Raw genomic sequence first — 22,247 nt, 5'->3', positions numbered from 1 at the left:
AGGTGTCGCATCGGCGAGGCTGCTACGGGATACCGGAGCCGGACACTGCCCGGCGGGCCCGACGCCCGCCGAAAGCACGGCCGGCGCGCCGCAGGGCCTTGCCCGGGCCGGCCGGTGCCGCGCCGCCATGTTGACCGTGACCTCGCCGGCCCCATATCCCGGACAACGTCGAACCCCGGAGGCTCACGCCATGAGCGACCCGCTGCATCTTGTCTGCCCGCACTGCCAGGCCGTGAACCGCCTGACGGCCGAGCGCCTCGGCGCGGCGCCCGCCTGCGGCCAGTGCCACCGGCCGCTGTTCACCGGCCATCCGCTGGCCGTCGACGAGGCCGCCTTCCAGAAACACCTCGCGCGCAACGACATCCCCGTGCTGGTGGATTTCTGGGCGACCTGGTGCGGCCCCTGCCAGATGATGGCGCCGCACTATGCGCAGGCTGCCGCGCAGCTCGAACCGCGCGTGCGCCTGCTCAAGGTCGACACCGACGCCGAGCAGGCGCTGGGCACCCGCTACGCGATCCGCAGCATTCCCACCCTCGCCCTGTTCAAGGGCGGCCGCGAAGTGGCGCGGCAAGCCGGCGCGATGCAGGCCGCCGGCATCGTGCAATGGGTGCGGGCACAGGGCGGATGACGGGCTGCAGCAAGCCATGAGTGCATGTCGTGATGAGCGCAGGCATCACGGCCGGCCACAGGCCACCCGCTTCATTCATGTTCCCGTGCATTTGTCACACCGGGCGGTTTCTGACATCCATTGCACCGGAGGCTGCCACCGCCCTCCTCCGGTTTGCCCGTGACTATGGTCGATGGCATCAGAACGCCACATTGAGGCGTGCCGACAACATCTGCGCACTGACGCGCTGGCCCATTTCGTAGTCGTAGCCGAAATTCAGCGCCGTACGTGCCGACAAGGTCGTGTCCAACCCGAAACCAAACGTACCGCTGTAGCGCGACAACCCGATACCAGCCAGCGGCTGCCACTGCTGCAGGCCAACGAAGCTGGCGTCGAATACGTCACCATGCGAAGCCAAGGTGCGCTGCCATTGCGCATGTGCGTTGAGGCTCACGGCACGGCCGTCGCCAAGGTCCCAACGACGGTCCGCGCGCACACCGAGGCCTGACTGCCAGCGATCCAGTGCCTGGGCACCGCTGCGCAGGCCGAAGCCACCGGCGCCCTGCTCGGCGAAACCACCACGATCGACTCTTGCATACTCCACATCGACGAAAGGTGTGATGCGGGTACCAGCAGAATTCAGATAAAAGCCGCTTTCACCGTAGGCTACGCTGTAGTTGCCGCTGTATTGGGTCGAAACGCCCTGCGTGCTGTAGCCCAGCAGGAGCTGCCGGTTGACGTCCTGTTGGAAATGGCCAAAACCTACGCGTCCCTGCGTGTACCAATTGCCATCGAGCCAACCCGCGTAGACCATGCTTTCAGTACTGCGGCTATTGTCACGGCCGTAGCCCTGATCTAATTGCTGCAGACCCTGGCTCTGGCCGAACGCAAACCCCGCCACCCCGGAGTGGCCAATCTGGCGGTCGTTGCCCACTAGCCAGCCGTTCAACTGGAAACCCACACCGTCATAGCCGGTGCGCGCCATGTCACCCCCGACGTTGAGGCTCTGTGTCCACACACCGAAGCTGGTGCGCTTGTCCAGGAGGCTGTCGAAGCGGTCAGACAACGCGCTGCTGGACGCATCGATGGCCTCGAAGGTCATCGCCGCGCTGGCTGCATGCAACTCACCGGACAGGCTTTGCAGCGAAGCCTGCGCGAACTGCAGGGTTGGCGCCTGCTGGAACTGGCCTGCGGCCTGCAGGAACACACTCGACACGCTCGAAAGATTGTTGGTCGCGATCTTGCTATCGAGTTGCTCGAAGGCCGCCTCCACACGCAGCGCACCGCTCATGGAAGCCGGGGTATAGCTCACGCCGGCGCCCGCGGCTGCAGTGGTCACATTGAGGCCGGTGGTATCCAACCAGGCGCTATTGGCGTCGTACTGAATAGTGGTCGCAGTGAACACGACGCCGGAGTCCTTGACCAGCTGGGCGAAGGTGCCGGTGAGGCCTCCTGTCGCAGTAAGGACATTGGTGTGGGTATTGGCCACGTACCCGCTGTCAGCGCCAGTCACTTCCAGCGTACCGCCACCGAGCGTGGCCGTGCCGGTCACGGCGAGCTTGCTGCCCAGGCTGACGGCCAATGTGCCCGTGGAGGCTTGGGTGTAGTTTCTGCCGACAGCGGAGTCTCCGCCGTGAACGGCGACTCTCCCGGCATTGGACAGATCACCGACCACCCCCGGCACTGCATCGAGATTACCTGAAGCGCCCACGTTTACTTCGCCCGAGAGCATTTGAGTTGCCTGCAACGTCCCGGCATTGACGGATGTATCGACTACATTCTGGAGATTGCCGTTATCGATGACCCAGGTGCCACTCCCGCTCTTGACGAGGTTTCCGGCGAAGGTCGTAGCACCTGTAACAGCACGTGAATACAACTGCGGTGTCGAGTTGTCACCGTCCAGCGTCAGCATCGACTGCGTATTGGCGCCAATCGACAGATCACCCTGAATGGAACCCCCCGCGGTCAACTCTACGGTATTGGCAGCCGCCGTATCCATCTGCACGTTACCGACAATGCTCCCAGCATTGCGGAGTATCAGGGGTCCACCAAAGTCACTACCAGAAACCGGATCATCGCTTGGCGCAGCCTCAAAAATGGCGCAGGAACCCGTCTGGTAACAACCCCCTGCGCCCGATCCCGTCGCTTGGATGATGGACCCGCCACCATTAATTACCGTGCCGCCGTAATAAAGGAAGATACCCACCCTTTGTCCGGTAATACTTGCACCGCCGGAATTGACAACCTCGAGACCCGACCCTATCAGATCAATGCCGAGCGAGCCCACACCTGTAGCGTTGATGGCGCTGCCGTCATTGAAGACATTGGCCGGCGCCATAACAGCCCGTCCATCCGCACCTCCGTCGTAAATGGTCGCACCATTGGTATTCTTGATGATGCTACTGCCACCGCCACCGATGTACACGGTTGCCGAGGACGAGCCTGTGGCACTGATGACGCTGCCACTGCCGTCATTCTCGACTTCGCCACTGTACTGTAGATATACACCACCGAGCTGACCGACGATCGAAGCACCATTGCTGTTTTTTACAAGGCCCGGAGCTGTCTCCATATATACGGCAGTAAGGTCGGCGCTAATGACACTGCCCGATCCATCGTTGTAAACCTTGCCGCCACCATTCATGTGTAGCGTGTCAACCGCTCCGCTACCACTGCTGATGATCTTGCCACCGGCTCTATTTGTGACCGTAGTTCCAAGAGTAGTTGAGATCGTATAATTGTAAAAGGTCGAAACTGTGTTAATCGTTCCGCCATCATTATCAACCGACCCGCCGCCACCCAGGATGATCGCATCACCATTACCTTCAATATCTCCTTGGTTGGTGATTGAGGCATTGCACATCATCAGCAGGCCCACGGTTTGATTACCCGAACCTTGGAGGACGCCTCCGGCATGATTGAATACAGTCGCCGCGGCATTGGCGTCAGCGACGTGAGCCCCTTCCACCACATAACCCAACGATCCAGAGATTGCTCCGCTGTTATCCAGCGTCGCTGCATTTCTAAGAGAAACGCTATTACTGATGGACGCACCAGGATCAACTTTCAAAGTGGCGTTTTGTCTAGCCGTATTGTCTACGTCGACATCACCTGTGCCCAGGGCGGCTCCTGCCGCAATTTCCATCGTGCCGCTACTAACCAAGTTGACATTGGTGTTCGTATTGACGCCTGTCAGAATCAACGTGCCCGTACCAACCTGCTTCAGCGAACCGCTTCCACTAACGATACCTGGAAAGGTCACATTGTCGCTGCGATCAAACACCAAGGCACCATTGTCGACGACGTTGCTGATGATCCAGCCTGTCGTACCACCGTTGCCGAGCTGCAAGGTACCGGAGCTGATCGTGGTGTTACCTGTATAGGTGCTGTTTCCCGTCAGGGTCAGTGTGTCCGCACCGGCTTGCGCCAGCGAGCCGCTGCCATTGACGACGCCCGGGAAGGTCACGTCGTCGCTGCGGTCGAATGCCAGGGACCCGTTGTCCGTCACGTCGCCGACTATCCAGCCTGTCGTGCCACCACTGCCAAGCTGCAAGGTACCGGCGCTGATCGTGGTGCCACCCGTGTACGTGCTGTTTCCCGTCAGGGTCAGTTTGCCCGTACCGGCTTGCGCCAGCGAGCCGCTGCCATTGACGACGCCCGGGAAGGTCACGTCGTCGCTGCGGTCGAATACCAGGGAACCGTTGTCCGTCACGTCGCCGACGATCCAGGCTGTCGTGCCACCACTGCCAAGCTGCAAGGTACCGGCGCTGATCGTGGTGCCACCCGTGTACGTGCTGTTTCCCGTCAGGGTCAGTGTGCCCGTACCGGCTTGCGCCAGCGAGCCGCTGCCATTGACGACGCCCGGGAAGGTCACATCGTCGCTGCGGTCGAATACCAGGGAGCCGTTGTCCGTCACGCCGCCGACGATCCAGCCCGCCGTGCCACCGTTGCCAAGCTGCAAGGTACCGGCGTTGATCGCGGTCCCGCCCGTGTAAGTGTTGTTTCCCGTCAAGGTCAACGTGCCCGTACCCGCCTGCGTCAGCGAACCGTTGCCACTGACGACGCCCGCGAAGGTCACGTTGTTGCTGCGGTCGAATACCAGGGAGCCGTTGTCCGTCACGTCGTCGACGATCCAGCCTGTCGTGCCACCACTGCCAAGCTGCAAGGTACCGGCGTTGATCGCGGTCCCGCCCGTGTAAGTGTTGTTTCCCGTCAAGGTCAAAGTGCCCGTACCCGCCTGCGTCAGCGAACCGTTGCCACTGACGACGCCCGCAAAGGTCGCGTTGTCGCTGCGGTCGAATACCAGGGAGCCGTTGTCCGTCACGTCGTCGACGATCCAGCCTGTCGTGCCACCACTGCCAAGCTGCAAGGTACCGGCGTTGATCGCGGTCCCGCCCGTGTAAGTGTTGTTTCCNTGTCCGTCACGTCGTCGACGATCCAGCCTGTCGTGCCACCACTGCCAAGCTGCAAGGTACCGGCGTTGATCGCGGTCCCGCCCGTGTAAGTGTTGTTTCCCGTCAAGGTCAAAGTGCCCGTACCCGCCTGCGTCAGCGAACCGTTGCCACTGACGACGCCCGCGAAGGTCACGTTGTCGCTGCGGTCGAATACCAGGGAGCCGTTGTCCGTCACGTCGTCGACGATCCAGCCTGTCGTGCCGCCGTTGCCTAGTTGCAAGGTGCCGGCACTTATCGTGGTGCCACCGGTGTAGCTGTCGGTACCCGTCAGCACCAGCGTGCCAGCCCCGCCTTTAACCAGGTCAATCGAGCCGCCTATATCGGCGGGCCAGACGGTGGTATTGCCGGCATCGACATTGACAGTGCCTCCGGCAAAGTCGCTGCCCCCAATCTGTGGCGGCGGCGACGGCGTGGGCCTGACGTTTGCCCCTCCCCCACCTCCGCCTCCACAACCCGACAACCCCAGCGCGAATGCCACTGCAAACGCCACGGCACACGGCCGCAGTCCATGCTTCCTGTCGGACATGAATCCCCTCCCCTTTTCCCCTGGCACATAGCCGACGCATCGACTTGCATCCGTGATGTACTACACGAAAACCGATGAAAAGTCCTGGGCCTCAGGGCATGGGGCCGTCGCAACGATCGTTGCCGCAGTGCACCAACTGGAAGGAGCAGATGCCGCCGCACCAGGACATGAGTAATCTGCCCGTTCGGTCCCGTGCGCGTCGCTGATGATGGGTGATGGTGGGCGATGCAGTGGCCGTAAACGCCAACTCCGCCAGCACAAATCAAGCAGCAAATACCCCGGTCGCAACAACACCGACTACCAGCTCCCGACCAGGTCGCCACCCATGACTTTCCAGGCACATCAACTTGAAAAAGGCGCACCCGTCACCGGCCCGTCGCTGCTCGACGATGTGAGCCTGCCGGCCGCGGCGATCTTCGACTCGCCGCTCGCCAGCAACATCGCCTGGATGCAGCGCTACGCCGACGGCCACGGCGCGCGGCTCGCGCCGCACGGCAAGACCACGATGGCGCCCGCGCTGTTCCGGCGCCAGCTCGACGCCGGCGCCTGGGGCATCACGCTGGCCACGGCGGTGCAGTGCGCTGCGGCCTTCGAACACGGCGTCACGCGCCTGCTGATGGCGAACCAGCTCGTCGGCGTACCCAACATGGCGATCGTCGCCGGCCTGATCGAGCGCGGCGCGGACTACTGCTGCGTGGTCGACAGCGTGGCCAACGCCGCAGCGCTGGACCGGTACTTCGGGGCCCGCGGCCTGACACTGCACGTGCTGGTCGAACTGGGCGTGCCCGGCGGCCGCTGCGGCGTGCGCGACCAAGCCGCGCTCGCGGCGCTGGTCGACGCCATCGCCGCCGCACCGGCGCTGGTGCTCTGCGGCATCGAAGGCTACGAGGGGCTGATCGGCGGCGACCGGGCAGCCGACGATGTCCGCGGCTACGCCCTGCGGCTGGTCGCCACCCTGCGCGGCCTGATGGAGGCCGGCGCGTTTGCCGATCGCAGGCCGATCGTCACGGCAGCCGGTTCGCAGTGGTTCGACCTGATCGCCGAGGCGTTCGACCAGGGGGACCTGCGCCAGCACTGCACGGCCATCCTGCGGCCGGGTTGCTATGTCGTGCACGACCACCGCTCGTACCGCGACGCAATGGCCGAAGTGAAGGCGCGCCATCCGCAGCTGGAGGGCGAACTGCAGCCCGCGCTGGCCGTGTTCGCGCACGTGCAATCGCTGCCCGAGCCCGGCCTGGCGGTCGTCGCGATGGGCAAGCGCGACATCTCCTGCGATCCCGACCTGCCGATCCCGCTGCAACGGCATCGCCCCGGCGAGCCGGCGCATCCGCTGCGGCGTTGCGCGACCCGCAAGGTGATGGACCAGCACACCATGCTCGCGATCCCGGACGACGCCGACCTCCGCATCGGCGACATCGTCTCGTTCGGCGCCTCCCATCCGTGCCTGACGTTCGACAAGTGGCGGCAAGTCCTGCGTGTCGACGACGAGCTGCGCGTGCTGGAAGCGATGCCGACCTTCTTCTAGCGCCCCGCTGCCAGCGGCTCCCTCGCGAACCGGGATCGTTACGGGCCGCCCAGAGGCGCCAGCCAGGGATGGTCGGGACGCGATCGGCTGTCCAGGCGGTTCGCGTTGCCGGGGCATCCGCTCCCCTCGCCCGCCGCCGTCAGGCGTTCGTCGCGCGATTGGATGGCGGCGCGGTAGCAGCTGCCCAGCGAGTCGGTGAAGCTCACCTGCTCGCTGCCGGCCTCGTCGTGCGGGAAGGTCGTCCTGTCGAGCGGATCGGGAATGGTCTTGCCGTCGGCATGGTCGCGGGCGGCCAGGTTCTCGTCCAGCACCGCATGGTAGGTCGCGCCCTGCGCATCGGTGCGCCGGGTCTCGATGCGATGGCCCTGCTTCATCGCCACCTCCGCGGTGAAGTCCTGCCCCGTGGTCAGCATGGCCTTGCGCGAGGAGAGGAACAGCGGATCGCGCTGCTCCACCGTGTAGCCGTCCAGGGGGCGGCCGTCCAGCGTGCGCTGCACCGTCAGCGCCATCGAGCCCAGCTGGTCGATGGTCTCGTCGTAGCGCCTGGCGCCCGGCCGCGCGAACGTCTGGTGGTTGTGGAAACCGCCGGCGTAGCGCACGGTGGTGTCGATATCGCCGCGCGGCGTGTGCAGGCGGCCGGCGATCACGTAGGTCTGCGTCTGGTCGGTGTCGATGGTGCCCACGATGCGGCCGGCAGCATCGGCGTGCAGCGTGTCGCGCACGGTGAGGCCTGCCGGTTGCCGTGCGGCCAGCGTGTCCTGCGTCAGCGCGCCGCTCAATGGGCCGGCGTGCGGATCCTGGTAGACCAGCAGGTTGGCCGCGACGTTGAAGAAGTGGTCGGCGCCCGGCACGCGCACGGCCACCGCATGCGGCTTGCCGTCGTCGAACAGCCCGGCGAAGGGCGTCAGGTCCACCCGCGCCGGGATGAAGTTCGTGGTCTGGATCGCCGGCGTCGGCAGCCACAGGTGCGGCGCCACGCCGCCGGTGAAAATCCACGGGTAGACCGGCGCCAGTCCGGCCGGCTTGCCGTCCACCAGCACCTCCACGCCGCGGAAGCTGCCGCCGTCGCAAGCCTCGAACGATTCCAGCGAGTAGTCGCGCGTCTTTTCCAGGTAGGCCTTGTCGACGCAGGTGTACCAGCGTTCGTCGTGGGCCTGGCTCTGCGCGATGACGTCGAGGTAGGCGCGCTCGACATTGCGGGGGAAGACGATCTCGCGCGACAGGCTGGCGCCGCCGTTCTCCAGCGGCGCCTGCTCGCCGCGCGGGTCGCTGCCCAGCGGATAGACGCGGTCGGCCGACGACGCGGACGGCTGTCCCTTGCCCGCGGGATAGAACGCCAGGCGCAGGTCGACGAAGATCGGCTGGTCGGTGGTGGGACTCACCCAATTGTTGAGGATCATCTGCCCCGCCTGCGCCTGCTTGAACAGCGCGGCGTAGTCGCTGAGGTCGCGCTCCACGCGCCAGTGCTGGGCGACGTCCGGCTCGGGCTCGATGGTGGTGCCGAAATACAGGTTCACGCCGCCGAGCCACAGCGCCACGGTGCGGTCGAACTGGCGCCCGGCCGGGACGCCGAAGTCCGCCTCCAGCACCACCTTGCTCCACCCGCCCGCGCAGCCCCTGGGCGGTGCGAATTCGAAGCGGTGCGGGCGCGCCGCCATCGACGAGCCGTCGCCACGGTCGTCGAAGGCTTCATGGGAGAACAGCGTCACCACGCAGGGCTTGCCCGCGGGTCGCGACACCGTGGGTTCGGCCGTGGCCACCACGCGCGAACCGATATCGAACCGCCCCGCGGCGGCCTGCGCGCCAGCCGCCGACGCCGCGCACGTCGCCAGCAAGGCAACACCCGCAGGCAGCCATCGCCACCCGGCACCCTTCTTCGCATTCGCCACTGCCGTACCCCCCGTTCATGGATGGTCTGCCACGGAGGGCATCGTGGCACGGCCGGCGGTTTGAACGGGGCAAACCCGGCGACGGGCGCGCACCGTCGCGGCGAGGCAGCGGCGATCGGCGCTCCGATCCCTAACCGAACGGCCGCTCGATGGACGGGCTTTGCGGCGTGAACCAGCGCGCGCCGCCGGCACCGACGTGCATGTCGTCTTCCAGCCGCACGCCGAATTCGCCGGGGATGTAGATGCCGGGCTCGTCGCTGAAGCTCATGCCGGCCTCGATCTTCCGCGTGTTGCCCTCGACGAGGTAGTACCACTCGTGCATGTCCATGCCGATGCCATGGCCGACGCGGTGCGAGAAATACTTGTAGCCCGGGCCGTAGCCGGCATCGGCGATCACCTTGCGCGCGGCGGCGTCCACCGACTCCATCGTGGCGCCCGGCCGCGCCGCCGCGAGCGCGGCCTGCTGCGCCCTGCGCACGATGTCGAACACCCGCCGCATCTTGTCGCTGGCCTTGCCCAGCGTGAAGGTGCGGGTGATGTCGCTCTGGTAGCCCTCCACGTAGCAGCCGTCGTCCAGCATCACCGGCGTGCCTTCGCGGATCACCTGCGGCTCGCGCGAGCCGTGCGGCAGCGCGGTGTAGGTACCGACGTTGATGCTGGCCTCGCCGCGCAGGCCCATGCGCGCATAGCCTGCATCTACCCACGCGGCGATGTGCTGCTGGGTCATGCCGGGCTCCAGGCCCTGCCAGATCGCCTTGTACAAGGCCAGCGTGGCATCATTCGCCACCTGCATCAGCGCGAGTTCCGCCGGGCTCTTGATCGCGCGGCAGCCGGCGGTGACCGGCGTCGCCGGCACCAGCGTGGCCTGCGGCATGGCGCCGGCGATCCCGGTGGCGCGGAAGAACGGCACCTTCTCCTCGATGCCCAGCACGCCGGCACCCGCATGCTGCTCGCGCATCACCTGCGCAAGCAGCGCGTAGGGACTCTGGTTCTCCTGCCAGGTCCGCACGTCGTGGCCGAAGCGGATCTGCTCCAGCGCACGGCTGTGCTCGAACGCGGGCACGATGTAGACCGGCTCGCCCGACTTCGGCAGCAACATGCCCATCAGCCGCTCGCTGGTCCACCAGTGCATGCCGGTGTAGTAGTCGAGCGTGGTGCCGCCGTCGAGATAGATGGCGTCCATGCCGTGCCGGCCCATCAGCTCCTGCGCCCTGGCCAGACGCGCGCGACGCTCGTCGTCGGTGATCGGCACGATCCGCGACTTCACCGGCTGCAAGGCGAGGATGGCCGGCGGCAGTTTGACGCCACCGACTTCCGCGGCCGTCGCCCGGCCACCCAGCAGCACCGCCGGGAGCGCCGCCGCGCCCAGGGCCGTGGACTGCAGGAAGCGGCGGCGGCCAGGGTGCATCGCATCGTGACGCGTGTTCATGGGTGCCCTCTCGTGCGGAATCGTGCCGCCATTGCGGCACGGCCGCAGGCTACCCGCCACTGGCAAAAGGCATGGCCACCCGCGCGATTCGCCAGTGGCGCCCGATGCCGCGGCGGCAGCCGGAGGCGGATCCCGGGCGTCACCGCGCGACTCCGCCACGACCAACCCGGTGCGCGCGGTCCGGCATCACGCGCCCGCACAAGCGGACTCGCCCGGCTGCATCGCGTGGAATTCGATGGACAGGCCGAGGTCGTCCCGCGTCGGGGCGAGGAAGGATTCGCCGGACAGGCCGCGATAAGTCGCCAGCTTGCGCTCGTAGCCGCGCTCCACCCAGCGCTGCGCTCGCCCGAGGTCGCCCACGCCGAGACTCAGGCCCAGGATGCGCGGGCCGCCGTTCGCCATGGTCTGCGCGGCGATGCCAGCGCCATCGGGCTGCAGCGCCAGCAGCGCGGTCGGGCCGACCGGAACGCAATAGCCCTTCGCGCCGAGCGCAGGCAGCGTGACTGGTACGGCATGGCCGTAGCCCATCTTCTCGAGCTGGCGGCGGTCGGCATCGGCATTGGCAGACACCAGCCAGATCGACGACAGCTCGCGCGCGCCGTTGGGATGCTCGCGCGTCACGCGGTAGTCGTCGGCGTTGGCGGGATCGAACTGGTCGGGCGCATAGCCGTCCGCGTAGTCGATGAAAAAGGTGTTGCTCGACAGCGGCGCACGGTCGAACGCGAACAGCCGCCAGCCCGGCTTGGCACCGTCGGGGCCGGAGAAGAACGGCGTGACCGCGTAGTGCAGCGCCTGTAGCGACTGGTGGATTGTATCCAGCGACGAGGTACGGAAGCCGAAGCTGCGCGAGCCCGGACCACCCTTCAGCGCCCGCTGGTCTTCCTTCATGCCCGGATCGAACGCGGGATCGGGGCGGGTGATGCCGAGCAGCTCGATGAAGCTGCTGTCGGCGAAGCGGATGTAGCGATTGGCCACGCCGCCAGGATCGTGCCCCGGCCGCACCTGGAAGCCCAGCTTCACCGCCATGACCGACGTGACGTGGTCGATGCCGCGCCCCCACAGCAGGATGTGGTCGAGCCGCGTGGCGGGTGCGGCGGGAACCGGCTCCGGGGTGGAGGCCTGCGCGATACCCGCGCACAACAGCAACCATGCCGAAACGTAGCGGATCAGGCGCATGCGTATCCTCACGTGCAAGTTTTGGGAGTTTTCCTCGGCAAGCGGCGGACGCGCGTCGAGGCGCCCTTTTATCGGCGCATCGCCCGTCGCCCGCAAGGACAATATCCGGACAAAAACGGCCAGCGCGCCCCGCCTGTGCGGAGCGGCATCGATCGGCGACAAGCCGGTGCGATCAGGCGCCCGCGCCCCGGCGCAGCGACTGCGGCGACATGCCGAAGGCGCGGACGAAGGCGCGGCGCATACGGCTGGCGTCGCCAAAACCCGTCGATGCGGCGATCTGCTCCAGGCCGCGGTGGCTGGTCTCCACCGCGATGCGCGCGGACTCCAGGCGCAGGCCCTCGACCACCTTGGCCGGTGTCGCGCCGATCTCCGCCGCGAAGGCGCGGGCGAAGTTGCGCGGGCTCATCGCCGCGCGCTCGGCCAGCCGCTCCACCGTCATCGGTTCGGCGAGACGCGCGCGCATCCACCCGATCAGCTCGCCGAAGCGCCCGGTGCGGCCGCCCCGCTCCACCAGGGCGGAATACTGCGATTGGCCGCCGTGCCGCCGCTGGTGCACCACCAGCTGCTGCGCGGCGCGGCGCGCGATGGCGGGGCCGAGGTCGTCCTCGACCAGCGCCAGCGCCAGGTCGATCCCTGCGGAAATGCCCGCCGAGGTCCACAGATCGCCGTCCCGAACGAACATCCGGTCGGCATCCAGCCGCACCTTCGGGTAGCGCAGCCGGAAGCGTTCGGCCGCGTCCCAGTGGGTGGTGGCGCGCCGGCCGTCCAGCAAGCCGGCTTCCGCGAGGAAGAACGCGCCGGAGCAGACGCCCGCCGTCCGCCGCCACGCGTCGACGCCCAGCCACGTCATGATGTCCCGCTGGCTCTCCTCAACCTGCGCCAGGTTGCCGCCCGAGACGATCACCGTGTCGAAGCGCTCCTGCCCCAGCGGCGCGGCCGCCAGGCAAACGCCCGAGGAACTGCGCACGCTGCCGCCGCCCGGGGCGAGCACCTTGATCGCGTAGCTGTCCGGCCGGAAACGCTCGGCCATCTCGAACACCGCGACCGGACCGGCGGCATCCAGCAGCTGGAATCCCGGGAAAACGACGATGGCGATCTCGCGTCGCATGGTGCCGGCCACTCGCATGTGCAGTGGCGGGAAAGTGGCGTACGCGCGAGCCGCGCGTCAAGCCGGAGCGCGCTGCGTGCGGCAGGCTGCAGGCCCCGGCGAAACGACATCCGGCAGACGCGGGCTAGACTGGCCCCACCTTCCGCGCGGCCGCCTCCATGATCCCCCACTTCAGCGACCTCTCCGCCAACGAACGCACCTACCTCGCCTGGATCCGCACTGCGGTGTCGCTGATGGGCTTCGGCTTCCTGATCGAGCGCTTCGACGTGTTCCTCGTCTACACGACGCGCGGCGCGATACTCAACAGCGGTCTGCACATGCGTGCCTCGGAATGGCTGGGCCTGGGCATGATCCTGCTCGGCGCGGTGCTGATCCTGCTCGCCACCCGCAGCTTTTACCGCAACGCCCGCATGATCCAGGCCCAGGCCGACGCGGCCTACCACGGCACCATGCTCGAACGCGTGCTGACGGTGCTGCTGGTCGCGCTAGCGCTGTTCCTGGTGCTGTACGTGGGATTCCAGCTCACCAGCCTGCAGTGACGCCTGGCGGACGCCGCAGCAAGGCGTTCCGGATGGACGGCACCGACGGCGCTCTTGCCGCCCGCGCCGCCAAGGCAGGCGAGCGGACCCGCAATATGTGATGCGCACCACACTTGAATGCCTTCTTCTGGCGCGGGAGATGCTGCCTCTATCGCAAGCTTCCCGACGGGAAGCCACGGATCGCCGCCATGCACCAGTTCATTGAATGCATCATCGCCGGAGGGCCCGAGCACGGCCTGATCCGGCGCCAGCTGTGGGATACCCGATATGCCTTGCCGCCCCTGCAATCCAGGCAGGACGGGCAGATCTGCACCGTTGCGGCCCGCCGTACGGCGGGCAGTTCGGGCTGCTGCTTCCTGCTGCTGCATCCGCTGGCCAGCGGCAGGGAGTTCATCGACATGCTGGCGGTGCTGAACGAGCACGCCACGTCAGCTTACGCCACAACGGCGCATTGAACCACTGCATTGCGTCACGGCTGCCCTCCCTGCCTGGCGCAGCCCGATGCCCTTGCCCCGCAGCGCTACAGTAGCGCCGGCCCCTGGACCCCACACTCACGCCGGCAGCGCCTGAGGGGAACCACCATGTGATCTGCGACAGCGGTTGCCGAGCCTTGTCGATCGGCGCGGGCGCGGCGCACGCCGCGACCCGGGATCTCACGCCCATCGTGTTGCCGCAGGCCGTGGCGCCGGGGAAAGCGGTGCAGCGATACGTCCGCCTGGACGCACCCGCAGTCGCGCTGCTGCACGCGCGCGTGATCGACGGCACCGGCGCGCCCGCGCGCGCGAACCAGATCATCCTGGCTGCAATCGGTGCAGGGGCGCTACGGCGAATACTGAGCGTGGCCGCAGGCATGGCGCGGCACTGGTGGAGCCGCGCCATGCGCTGACCCGGCTTTCGGGCTCGTCTAGCTCTTCGGCGCGGGCGTTCCGTCGGACCACGTCGTGGAGGTGATCATCAATACCTGCACCGGCACCATCCCGTCGTGGAACTGCGGATTCAGCATGACCGGCGAGCCCGGCAGGTCGGCTCCCCAATCCACTCCGCGCGGGAGGTAAAACATCAGGTGCGGCATCCAGTGCCCCGCGTCGTCATTCAGGTAGCCCTGTTTCGACATCATGTAGCACATCGCCCCAGGCTCCAGCGGCGGCAGCTGTTTCGCGGCGAATGCGGCCTTCATGCCCTGCATGATCTGCTCCCTGGATTTTCCGGCGAGCGCCAGTTCGGTCCGCTTGAAGGTGATCGGCAGGATCGAGCGCACCGCCTGCGGGTTGAGGCACATGGGCCCGCGCAACTTCGGATTCCAGAATTCCGGGAAATCGAACTGCGCCGTCCACGACCGGTCGACCAGGCACACGAAGCCGTTGCTGCCCCTGACCGCCGTGACATAGCCATGCGGCCCGAGCGCCAGGATGGTGGCCTTCGCGGAAATGGACTTGGGCGCCGCACTGCGTGCCAGCGCGATTTCCGCAGGGCGGTCCGCCATGAGGTATTGCGACAGGGGCGCCATGCCCGGATAGGCGCGTTGCACGTCCCTGGCTGGCGAACTTCCCGCAACCGCCATCGTCAAGAACAAGCCCAGCATCATGCAAATCTTCGGACCGGCGACATGTCGCTTCATCTCTGTCTCCCGAATGGATCGCGCAGGCATCATGACGATCCGACTCGCATCGGACCGAACCCGGCTCGCGCCCGGGCAACCGCACCCGTGAGCGAACCGCTCCAACGACGAACGGCGCAGGAAAAAATCGACATCCGGCCAGGCCGCACGCACCCCGAGGGCCCGGAACCCCCACCGCGGTCGATGCCGGGGCGCCGCACCGGGGCGTTGCCAACCTGTTCGACGGCAGCATCAAGCACGTCGCCACCCACCGCCCCGACACACTGGACTGGCAACACAGCCCCACGCTGGGGCCGGACATCGTCGCCGCGGTACACGGGCTCAAGCGTGGCGGCGGCCCCGATCTCGTCATCCAGGGCAGCTGCGAGCTGGTGCACCCATTGCTGGCCACGGACCTGGTCGACGAGCTGCGCCTGCTGGTCCATCCGATCCTGCCCGGCCAGGGCACGCACCTGTTCGACGGCCGCGTACAGGCCTCGGCGTTCCGGCTCGAAACGTCAAGGCCACGTCCAGTGGCGTGCTGGTCAACCGCCATGTCCGCGTGGCCGTGGTGAAGAGCGGATCGTTCGAGTAAGACCACCCGGTGCCGGTGGCCCGCGCGATTGAGATGCCCGTCGGCGCCTCCATCTCGGGGGTATCCGAACCCGACCAGGATCGCCCATGACCGCCCCTGCCCCGCTCCGCATCGATTTCGTTTCCGATGTCGCCTGCCCGTGGTGCGCGGTCGGGCTGGCCAGCCTGCAGCAGGCGCTGGCAGCGCTCGATGGCGAGCTGCGCGCGGACATCCACCTGCAGCCGTTCGAACTGAATCCCCGGATGGCGGCCGAAGGCGAGGATGCCGGTGAACACATCATGCGCAAGTACGGCATCGACGAGGCACGGATGGATGCCAGCCGCGCGGTGATACGCGAGCGTGCCGCGGCGCTCGGCTTCGCCTACAACGTGGGGCGCGGCAGCCGCGTCTGGAACACCTTCGACGCGCACCGGCTGCTGCACTGGGCCGGATTGCAGGACGGCGCACGCGCACTGGCGCTGAAGCAGGCGCTGCTGCGCGCGTACTTCAGCGACGGCGAGAATGTTTCCGACCGTGAGGTACTCGTCCGCGTCGCCACGAATGCCGGCCTCGATGCCGGCGAAGCACGCCGCGTGCTGGACAGCGGCGAATACGCCGGCGAAGTGCGCGCGCAGGAGCGGCGTTTCCAGCAGGCCGGCATCCATTCCGTGCCGGCCACCATCGTCAACGGCACGCATCTGATCTCCGGCGGACAGCCGCCGGAAGTGTTCGAACGCGCGCTGCGGGAGATTGCGGAGCAGGTCGTCGGCGCAGGCGGCGTGCCTGGCTGAAAGGAACCCGCAGGTCGTGTTTCCGCAAGGTCCGCAGCGACCTGCCAAGCGGCGGCGTATCGAGGCGAAGCCGGTCGCCCACGGTACCCGGCGCCGTGCGTCGACGGGGACCTCGCGCAAGCGGCGGCCGGAAAGCGGCAGGGAATATTCTCAGCGCACTCCGCGCACCGGCAGGATGGCCCAGGCGCCGAGCGCGACCAGGATCGCCGCGACGACGAACAGGACCGTATAGCTTCCACCACTCGCGGACAGGATGCCCGGGGCGATCGCCGGCATCAGCGACTGCGGCAGGACGCTGGCGATGTTGAAGATGCCCAGGTTCCTGGCCGCATGGGTCTCGCGCTCCGGCAGCACGTCGGTCACCAGCGCGAGATCCGCCGCCAGGTACACGCCCTGCGCGACGCCGGCAAGCGCCATCGCCGTCAGGAACCAGGGATACGAGGCGACGAAGGCGATGGCCAGCAAGGCCAGTGCATAGAGCAGCGCCGCGCCGGACACGAAAACCTTGCGCCGCCCCAGCGCATCGGACAGGCCGCCGCCCAGGACACCGGCCACCGCCACCGCGCACGACTGCACCAGGGTGGACAGGAAGATCCGGCGCGGCACCTCGGCGGGCGCGCAACCGAGCTGGCCGATCAGGTAGAACTCCTGGTAGGTCATCAACAGCGAAACCCCGGCATAGAGCAGGAAACGGCTGCCCCAGGCCCAGGAGAAATCGGGGAAGCGCAGCGGATGGATCCAGAAACTGCCCAGGAACTCGCGCCAGCCGTAGCGTGGCCGCCGTGCCACGGCCAGCCGGTGGTCGGGCAGCACCCAGGCCAGCAGGAGCGCCCCGGCCAGCGAAATCGCCGCCGGCACCAGGAACATGGCGGGCGTCGAATCCGCGAGCGCTTCCACCAGGAAGGTGCCCCCCGTCATGCCCAGCGGCAGGCTGATGTTCACGATGCCGGACACCGTGCCGCGCTGCGGCGCCGGGACCTGGTCGGCGAGGATCGCCGCCAGCGCGGCCAATTGCGCGTTGCAGGCGAGTTGGGTGAGGCACCAGCCCAGCAGCAGCTGCGGAACCGACACGGCCGTCGCGGTCAACGCCAACGCCGCCACGCCGCCCAGGGCGCCGGCGACCAGCCACGGACGGCGCATGCCGAAACGCGAGGTCGTGCGGTCCGAGAGGCGGCCGAAGAACGGGTTGCCGAACAGTGCAATCAACGCGCCCGCGCCCACCACCAGCGACAGGCTGCCGGTCGCATGCGCCGGCGCGATCTCGCGCACGCGCATCGCCAGGCCCACCAGGATGGGCGGAAGCAAGGCCATCCACAGGCTCATGTAGGCCAAGCCGTAGATCACGATGAACGGCCAGCCGGCGCGGCGCAGCTGCGGCGCTGCGCCCGCATGCGCGCCAGCCGGCACGGGAAGCCCGCGCATCGCCGCCTCAGCCTTGTCGTCGATCACCGTCTCCGCCCCGTGGTTCCGCGTGCCACGCTCCCGGCGAACCCGGCGCCGGCACAGGGCGAATACTACGGTTTCCGGGGTGCGGCCGTGGATGCGCGCAGGTGTACCTGGTATGGCACGCGCGACTGCTGCGGCACGGCGGAGTCGCGGATCCACTGCAACACGCTCTGGACGGCCAGGCAACCGAGTTCGCGGCACGGCTGGTGCACCGTCGTCAGGCCGGGCGAGATCAGCTGCGACACCGGCGTGCCGTCGAAGCCGCATACCGAGAGGTCGCCAGGAATCGCCAGCCCGCGTTCGTAGGCTTCGCGCATCACGCCGCAGGCCATGTCGTCGTTCGCCGCGAAGATCGCGGTGGGCGGGCGCCGCCGGTCAAGCAGCGCCCGAGCGGCGGCGACACCCGACGCGAAAGCGAAATCCCCGTCCACCACGAGCGACTCGTCGTAGGCGATGCCGGCCTTGCGCAACGCGTCGCGATAGCCGCCGAGCCGCCAGGTGCGTGCACCGTGCCCCTTCAGCCCGGCGATGTGGGCTATCCGCCGGTGCCCTAGCGAAACCAGGTGCTCGACGATCTCGGCCGCCGCCCTGCGCTCGTCGAAGCCGACGTCGATGCGCGACTGGCGCAGCCTGGAGGAAATCGTCGCGTAGGGAATCTCCAGCTCGTCGAGGCGCTGCAGCAACTCGGCGTTGTTCGCATGCGGCGGCACCAGCACCAGCGCGTCCGGCCGGTGCGTCGCCACGAAGCCGTCGATCCGCGCGGCGAGGTCGTCGGCCGCGTCGAAGGGGTGCAGCACCGCGTTGTACGGCGTTCCCTTGCACGCCTGCAGCACGCCGACGATCAGCTCCATGGTGTAGCTGGAACCGGCCATCGGGTTGTCGTACAGCAGCGCGACCAGATACGAGCGGTTCCCCGCCAGGCTGCGCGCCGACGCGTTCGGCACGTAATTGAGCGCGCGGATCGAGGCCTCGATCCGCGTGCGCAGCTTCGCTCGCACGCTCGTGTGGCCGTTGAGCACGCGGGACACCGTCTTGGTGGACACGCCGGCATGCGCAGCGACGTCTTCGATTCTCGCAGGCATGTGCAGGTCTGGTCCCGTGTGGCTTGCAGCGCCCCATGCTACCCCAAGCATGAAGACGCGCAACCATCCGGATGCCGCCCGTCCTCCGGAAAATACCAGCGCTGGTATTTTCTATTGACAGCGCTTGTACATTTGACTAGCGTGCGACAGCGCAGGAGCCCGCGACGCAGGGGAGAAGGGTCGCGTCGACCGGGCGTTCACTCGACACTGGGGAGATACCGAAGTGAGGAAGCCATCCATGCATACGCGTGCGCGCAAGGCCGGCCAGCTGCGCCTGCTGCCCCTTGCGATCGCGATGACGTTGTTCGCCGCCGGGCCGTCGCATGCCCAGGCCGCGCAGCCCGCGCCACAGGAAACCGGCCAGGCCGCACCGGCCGCCGGGAAAGATTCCGGGGCCGCGGCAAAGAAGAAGAGCGCGTCCACCAAGGCGGACGAGAAGCAGGCGAAGCAGCTCACCGGACTGACCGTCAACGGCTACTCGTCCAGCCTGAATCGCGCGCAGGACATCAAGCGCTACGCCGACACCGTAGTCGACGCGATCTCGGCGCAGGACGCCGGCTCGCTGCCCGACCTGTCGGTGACCGAGGCACTCCAGCGCGTGCCGGGCGTGGCCGTCAGCGCGTTCGGCGTCGCCGCCGACCCGGACCATTTCTCGATCCAGGGTTCGGACATCAGCCTGCAGGGCCTGCCCTACACCAGCACGCTGTTCAACGGCCGCGAGGTGTTCTCCGCCGGCGGCGGCCAGGGGCTGAACTTCGCCACGGTGTCGCCCGAGCTGATCGGCTCGGTGGTGGTGAGCAAGAACCAGACGGCGGACATGATCGAAGGCGGCATCGCCGGCTCGATCGACCTGAACACGCGCATGCCCTTCGACAGCGCCAAGGACACCCAGGCCTCCATCACCCTGGGCGACTACTGGGGCGACCTGGCCAAGAAGGGCACGCCGCAGATCGCCGGCCTGCTCAGCCACAACTGGAACACCGACATCGGCCGCTTCGGCATCCTCGCCAACGTGGCCTACGACCGCATCGACCAGACCGACAATGCGATCTCCGTGGTCGATTACCAGCGGCGCTGCAACGGCTGCGATCTGCCGGGCGGCAGAACCGACGCCTTTCCCGGCCTTGCGCCGGGCGAATACCGCTATGTGCCGGTCGGGGGTGACCTTCGCCACCAGGACGAAACAAGCACGCGCTTCGGCCATGCACTGGCCCTGCAATGGGAAAGCCCGGACAAGACTTGGCAGGCCGCGCTGACATGGAATCGGGCATCGGACTCCGAAGCCACCTTCGAGCACACCCTTCAGGCATCGACGGATGGTTGCAACGGTCAGACGCTGGCCGGCTGTGCCGTGCCGCTGGCGGGCACCACGCCGGCGTACGACGCCAACGGCGTATTCCAGTCCGGCATCATCTCGGGCGACCCGGCTGCATCGACCTTTCTGCCGCTCACCTATGGCGGCGTGCCGACGCAGCTCGATACCGCCGGCTTCAAGCGGCGCTATGTGACCAACGACTACGCCTTCAACCTGAAGTGGAACGTCAATGATCGGCTGCACCTGAGCCTGGACGCGCAGGACACTCATTCCGACTACTCGGATTCCTACTACTACATTCGCCAGATGACCCAGGCGAACTGGTACATCGCCACGCACGGCGACAACGTGCCTACGATCAGGCTGTTGTCGCCCGATCCCAACGAAACGACGGCGCAGTATTTCTCCAACCCCAACAACACCTACTGGTCAGCGGCACAAGATCACCAGGAAAAATCCTGGGGCAACCAGCGCGCCTTCCGGCTGGACGGCAGCTTCGACGTGGACAAGGGGCCGCTGGACAACATCCAGTTCGGCTTCCGGCACAGCGACCAGGAAGAAACGCTGTATTACTCGCCGTACAGCTACTTCTGGGACATCAGTACGCCGTACGCTGGCGGCAATAGCCTGGCGGTCACGGCCGCAGACACACCCGCCTATGCGTCCCCGTACCACGTCAACCTGCCCGCCTTCAGCAACGGCGATTTCGGTGTGGTCGCGCCCTTCTTCAACCTGAACCCGCAGTCGCAATTCTGGCAATCCGTCGCCGCGATGAAGCAGATCAACCAGCAGTCGCTGGCCATCAACCCGGGCTGGAGCTGGTGGAGCCCCTACTACACCAACTACGAACGCGACCAGTACGGCTATACCTTCGTGCCGGGCACGCACTACCTGCCGCAGGAAATCTCCTCCAACGGAGAGAAGACCAACGCCACCTATCTGCGCCTCAACTTCAGCAACGGCAACATGGATTTCCTGAGCGGCCTGCAAATCAGCGGCAACATCGGCCTGCGCTACGTGCATACCCAGGACGATGCCTCGGGCTACCTGCTGCTGCCGGACATGAAGCAGGCTCTCGGCAACGCCACCATCTCGCAGTATTGCCAGGGCGTAACGAAGAACGGCACCCAAGCGGCCTCGCCGGGCACGTTCTGTGCGCTCACCCCGGCGCAGCAGCAGCAATACGTGACCTTCGCCAACGGCGGGTACAGCCGGATAACGGCCAGCAACGGCTACGGCAACTGGCTGCCCAGCTTCAACCTGGCGATCGGCTGGACGGACGATCTCATCACCCGTTTCGCCTTCTCCGAGTCGATCTTCCGGCCGGCGCTCAACCAGTTGGAGGCGGGCCAGTCGATCAGCGGGCTGTTGCCTTACGGCACCAATGGCAGCACCGAGCCGACGGTGGGCAACGGCTACAACGGCACGAACCCCTACCTCAAGCCCATCACGGCGCACAATTTCGACCTGAGCCAGGAGTGGTATTTCGGCAACGCCGGTTCGCTGACCGGCATGCTGTTCTGGAAGCAGTTGAACCACACCATCCAGTACATCACCAACGTAGTGAACACCACGGTGACGAACAACGGCGTGACCTATCCGGAGCAGTACACGGCGGGCCTGGCCAATCTCGACCAGAAGGGTAGCGTGGGCGGTGCGGAGCTGGCCTACCAGCAGAAATTCGATTTCCTGCCTGGTTGGCTGTCCGGCTTCGGCGTGCAGACCAACTACACCTACATCAAGCCGCATGGACTGGCCTTCGGCAAGGTCAACTACTGCCCCGCCACCTATCTGCCGGCCACGCAGTGCGTCAACCAGCTCAAGCTGCCGCCAAGCGAATTGTCCCGCGACACCTTCAACTTCACCGCGTATTACGAAAAAGGCCCGCTGTCGGCACGCCTGGCCTGGAATTGGCGCTCGCAGTTCCTCATCACGGGCCAGGAGGCGGATTATCCGTTCCTGCCGGTCATGGCCGCCTCCCAGGGCCGGCTGGACGGTTCGCTGATCTACGCGCTCAACGACCACGTCAAGGTGGCGCTGCAGGTGGCCAACCTGTTGAATTCAACGTTCAAGAGCCGCGAGATCATCGACACCAACGGCACCACCGTGCCCAAGGGCTTCTTCCGCGACGACACCCGCTACAACCTCAGCCTGCGCGCGGACTTCTGACCGGGCCCGTGCAACAGGCT

Annotated in this window: 16 protein-coding genes and 2 pseudogenes; 8 read left to right on the top strand and 10 right to left on the bottom strand. The window is 66.9% G+C overall.

Annotated elements, in window-relative coordinates; translation table 11 throughout:
- The first annotated feature begins 190 nt into the window (after positions 1-190).
- Positions 191-628 carry a thioredoxin TrxC gene (gene trxC / locus AC2EWF_RS09720; protein ID WP_483639180.1) on the top strand — a complete coding sequence of 146 codons (438 nt, stop codon included), beginning with the start codon at positions 191-193 and terminating at the stop codon, positions 626-628.
- Between the two features lie 178 nt (positions 629-806).
- On the opposite strand, the gene AC2EWF_RS09715 is transcribed toward trxC, so the two are convergent.
- The 3 genes and pseudogenes from AC2EWF_RS09715 to AC2EWF_RS09705 form a co-directional block, all read right to left on the bottom strand.
- Complete coding sequence (locus AC2EWF_RS09715; protein WP_483639179.1) at positions 807-4,976, bottom strand: autotransporter outer membrane beta-barrel domain-containing protein; 4,170 nt, start codon at positions 4,974-4,976, stop codon at positions 807-809.
- Between the two features lie 12 nt (positions 4,977-4,988).
- Positions 4,989-5,048 (bottom strand): annotated as a pseudogene (locus AC2EWF_RS09710) (hypothetical protein); the annotation flags it as partial.
- Between the two features lie 89 nt (positions 5,049-5,137).
- A pseudogene (locus AC2EWF_RS09705) lies at positions 5,138-5,587 on the bottom strand (autotransporter-associated beta strand repeat-containing protein); the annotation flags it as partial.
- A 325-nt stretch (positions 5,588-5,912) separates the two neighbouring features.
- Between AC2EWF_RS09705 and AC2EWF_RS09700 the strand changes: the two are divergent.
- Positions 5,913-7,112 (top strand): amino acid deaminase, encoded by a 1,200-nt coding sequence (locus tag AC2EWF_RS09700; RefSeq protein WP_483639178.1) that lies wholly within the window; start codon positions 5,913-5,915, stop codon positions 7,110-7,112.
- 38 nt (positions 7,113-7,150) lie between these two features.
- Here the strand turns inward: AC2EWF_RS09700 and AC2EWF_RS09695 are convergent, their stop codons facing one another.
- From AC2EWF_RS09695 to AC2EWF_RS09680, 4 genes are all read right to left on the bottom strand, one after another.
- Positions 7,151-8,947: a peptide-N4-asparagine amidase gene (locus AC2EWF_RS09695; protein WP_483639177.1), complete on the bottom strand. Its 1,797-nt coding sequence runs from the start codon at positions 8,945-8,947 to the stop codon at positions 7,151-7,153.
- A gap of 184 nt (positions 8,948-9,131) precedes the next feature.
- Positions 9,132-10,430, bottom strand: coding sequence for a M24 family metallopeptidase (locus tag AC2EWF_RS09690; protein ID WP_483639176.1), 1,299 nt, complete (start codon positions 10,428-10,430; stop codon positions 9,132-9,134).
- A 186-nt stretch (positions 10,431-10,616) separates the two neighbouring features.
- Positions 10,617-11,606, bottom strand: a complete 990-nt coding sequence (locus AC2EWF_RS09685) for a VOC family protein (protein ID WP_483639175.1) — start codon at positions 11,604-11,606, stop codon at positions 10,617-10,619.
- Positions 11,607-11,778: 172 nt separating this feature from the next.
- Positions 11,779-12,714, bottom strand: coding sequence for a GlxA family transcriptional regulator (locus AC2EWF_RS09680; protein WP_483639174.1), 936 nt, complete (start codon positions 12,712-12,714; stop codon positions 11,779-11,781).
- A gap of 158 nt (positions 12,715-12,872) precedes the next feature.
- Between AC2EWF_RS09680 and AC2EWF_RS09675 the strand changes: the two genes are divergently transcribed.
- From AC2EWF_RS09675 to AC2EWF_RS09665, 3 genes are all read left to right on the top strand, one after another.
- A complete protein-coding gene (locus tag AC2EWF_RS09675) occupies positions 12,873-13,253 on the top strand; it encodes a YidH family protein (protein ID WP_483639173.1) in 381 nt (126 codons plus the stop codon).
- A gap of 188 nt (positions 13,254-13,441) precedes the next feature.
- Complete coding sequence (locus AC2EWF_RS09670; RefSeq protein WP_483639172.1) at positions 13,442-13,708, top strand: hypothetical protein; 267 nt, start codon at positions 13,442-13,444, stop codon at positions 13,706-13,708.
- A 155-nt stretch (positions 13,709-13,863) separates the two neighbouring features.
- Positions 13,864-14,139: a hypothetical protein gene (locus AC2EWF_RS09665; protein WP_483639171.1), complete on the top strand. Its 276-nt coding sequence runs from the start codon at positions 13,864-13,866 to the stop codon at positions 14,137-14,139.
- Between the two features lie 18 nt (positions 14,140-14,157).
- Here AC2EWF_RS09665 and AC2EWF_RS09660 read toward each other — a convergent pair whose 3' ends face one another.
- The gene (locus AC2EWF_RS09660) at positions 14,158-14,838 is read right to left on the bottom strand and encodes a hypothetical protein (protein WP_483639170.1); all 681 of its coding nucleotides are present in this window, start codon (positions 14,836-14,838) and stop codon (positions 14,158-14,160) included.
- Positions 14,839-15,086: 248 nt separating this feature from the next.
- On the opposite strand from AC2EWF_RS09660, the gene AC2EWF_RS09655 reads away from it, so the two are divergent.
- Both AC2EWF_RS09655 and AC2EWF_RS09650 read left to right on the top strand, forming a co-directional pair.
- On the top strand, positions 15,087-15,425 hold the full coding sequence (locus AC2EWF_RS09655) for a dihydrofolate reductase family protein (RefSeq protein ID WP_483639793.1): 339 nt from the start codon (positions 15,087-15,089) through the stop codon (positions 15,423-15,425).
- A gap of 106 nt (positions 15,426-15,531) precedes the next feature.
- Positions 15,532-16,215, top strand: a complete 684-nt coding sequence (locus tag AC2EWF_RS09650; RefSeq protein ID WP_483639169.1) for a DsbA family oxidoreductase — start codon at positions 15,532-15,534, stop codon at positions 16,213-16,215.
- 150 nt (positions 16,216-16,365) lie between these two features.
- Here AC2EWF_RS09650 and AC2EWF_RS09645 read toward each other — a convergent pair whose 3' ends face one another.
- On the bottom strand, positions 16,366-17,664 hold the full coding sequence (locus AC2EWF_RS09645; RefSeq protein ID WP_483639168.1) for an MFS transporter: 1,299 nt from the start codon (positions 17,662-17,664) through the stop codon (positions 16,366-16,368).
- 65 nt (positions 17,665-17,729) lie between these two features.
- Entirely contained in the window at positions 17,730-18,743 is a 1,014-nt protein-coding gene (locus AC2EWF_RS09640) for a LacI family DNA-binding transcriptional regulator (RefSeq protein WP_483639167.1), read from the bottom strand.
- Positions 18,744-18,981: 238 nt separating this feature from the next.
- Between AC2EWF_RS09640 and AC2EWF_RS09635 the strand changes: the two genes are divergently transcribed.
- On the top strand, positions 18,982-22,227 hold the full coding sequence (locus tag AC2EWF_RS09635; RefSeq protein ID WP_483639166.1) for a TonB-dependent receptor: 3,246 nt from the start codon (positions 18,982-18,984) through the stop codon (positions 22,225-22,227).
- The last annotated feature ends 20 nt before the right edge of the window (positions 22,228-22,247 follow it).

Source organism: Rhodanobacter sp. sgz306013 (genome assembly GCF_057031145.1).
The sequence above is the reverse complement of the archived record's forward strand: the minus strand, read 5'-3'. Positions and strand labels throughout refer to the sequence as shown.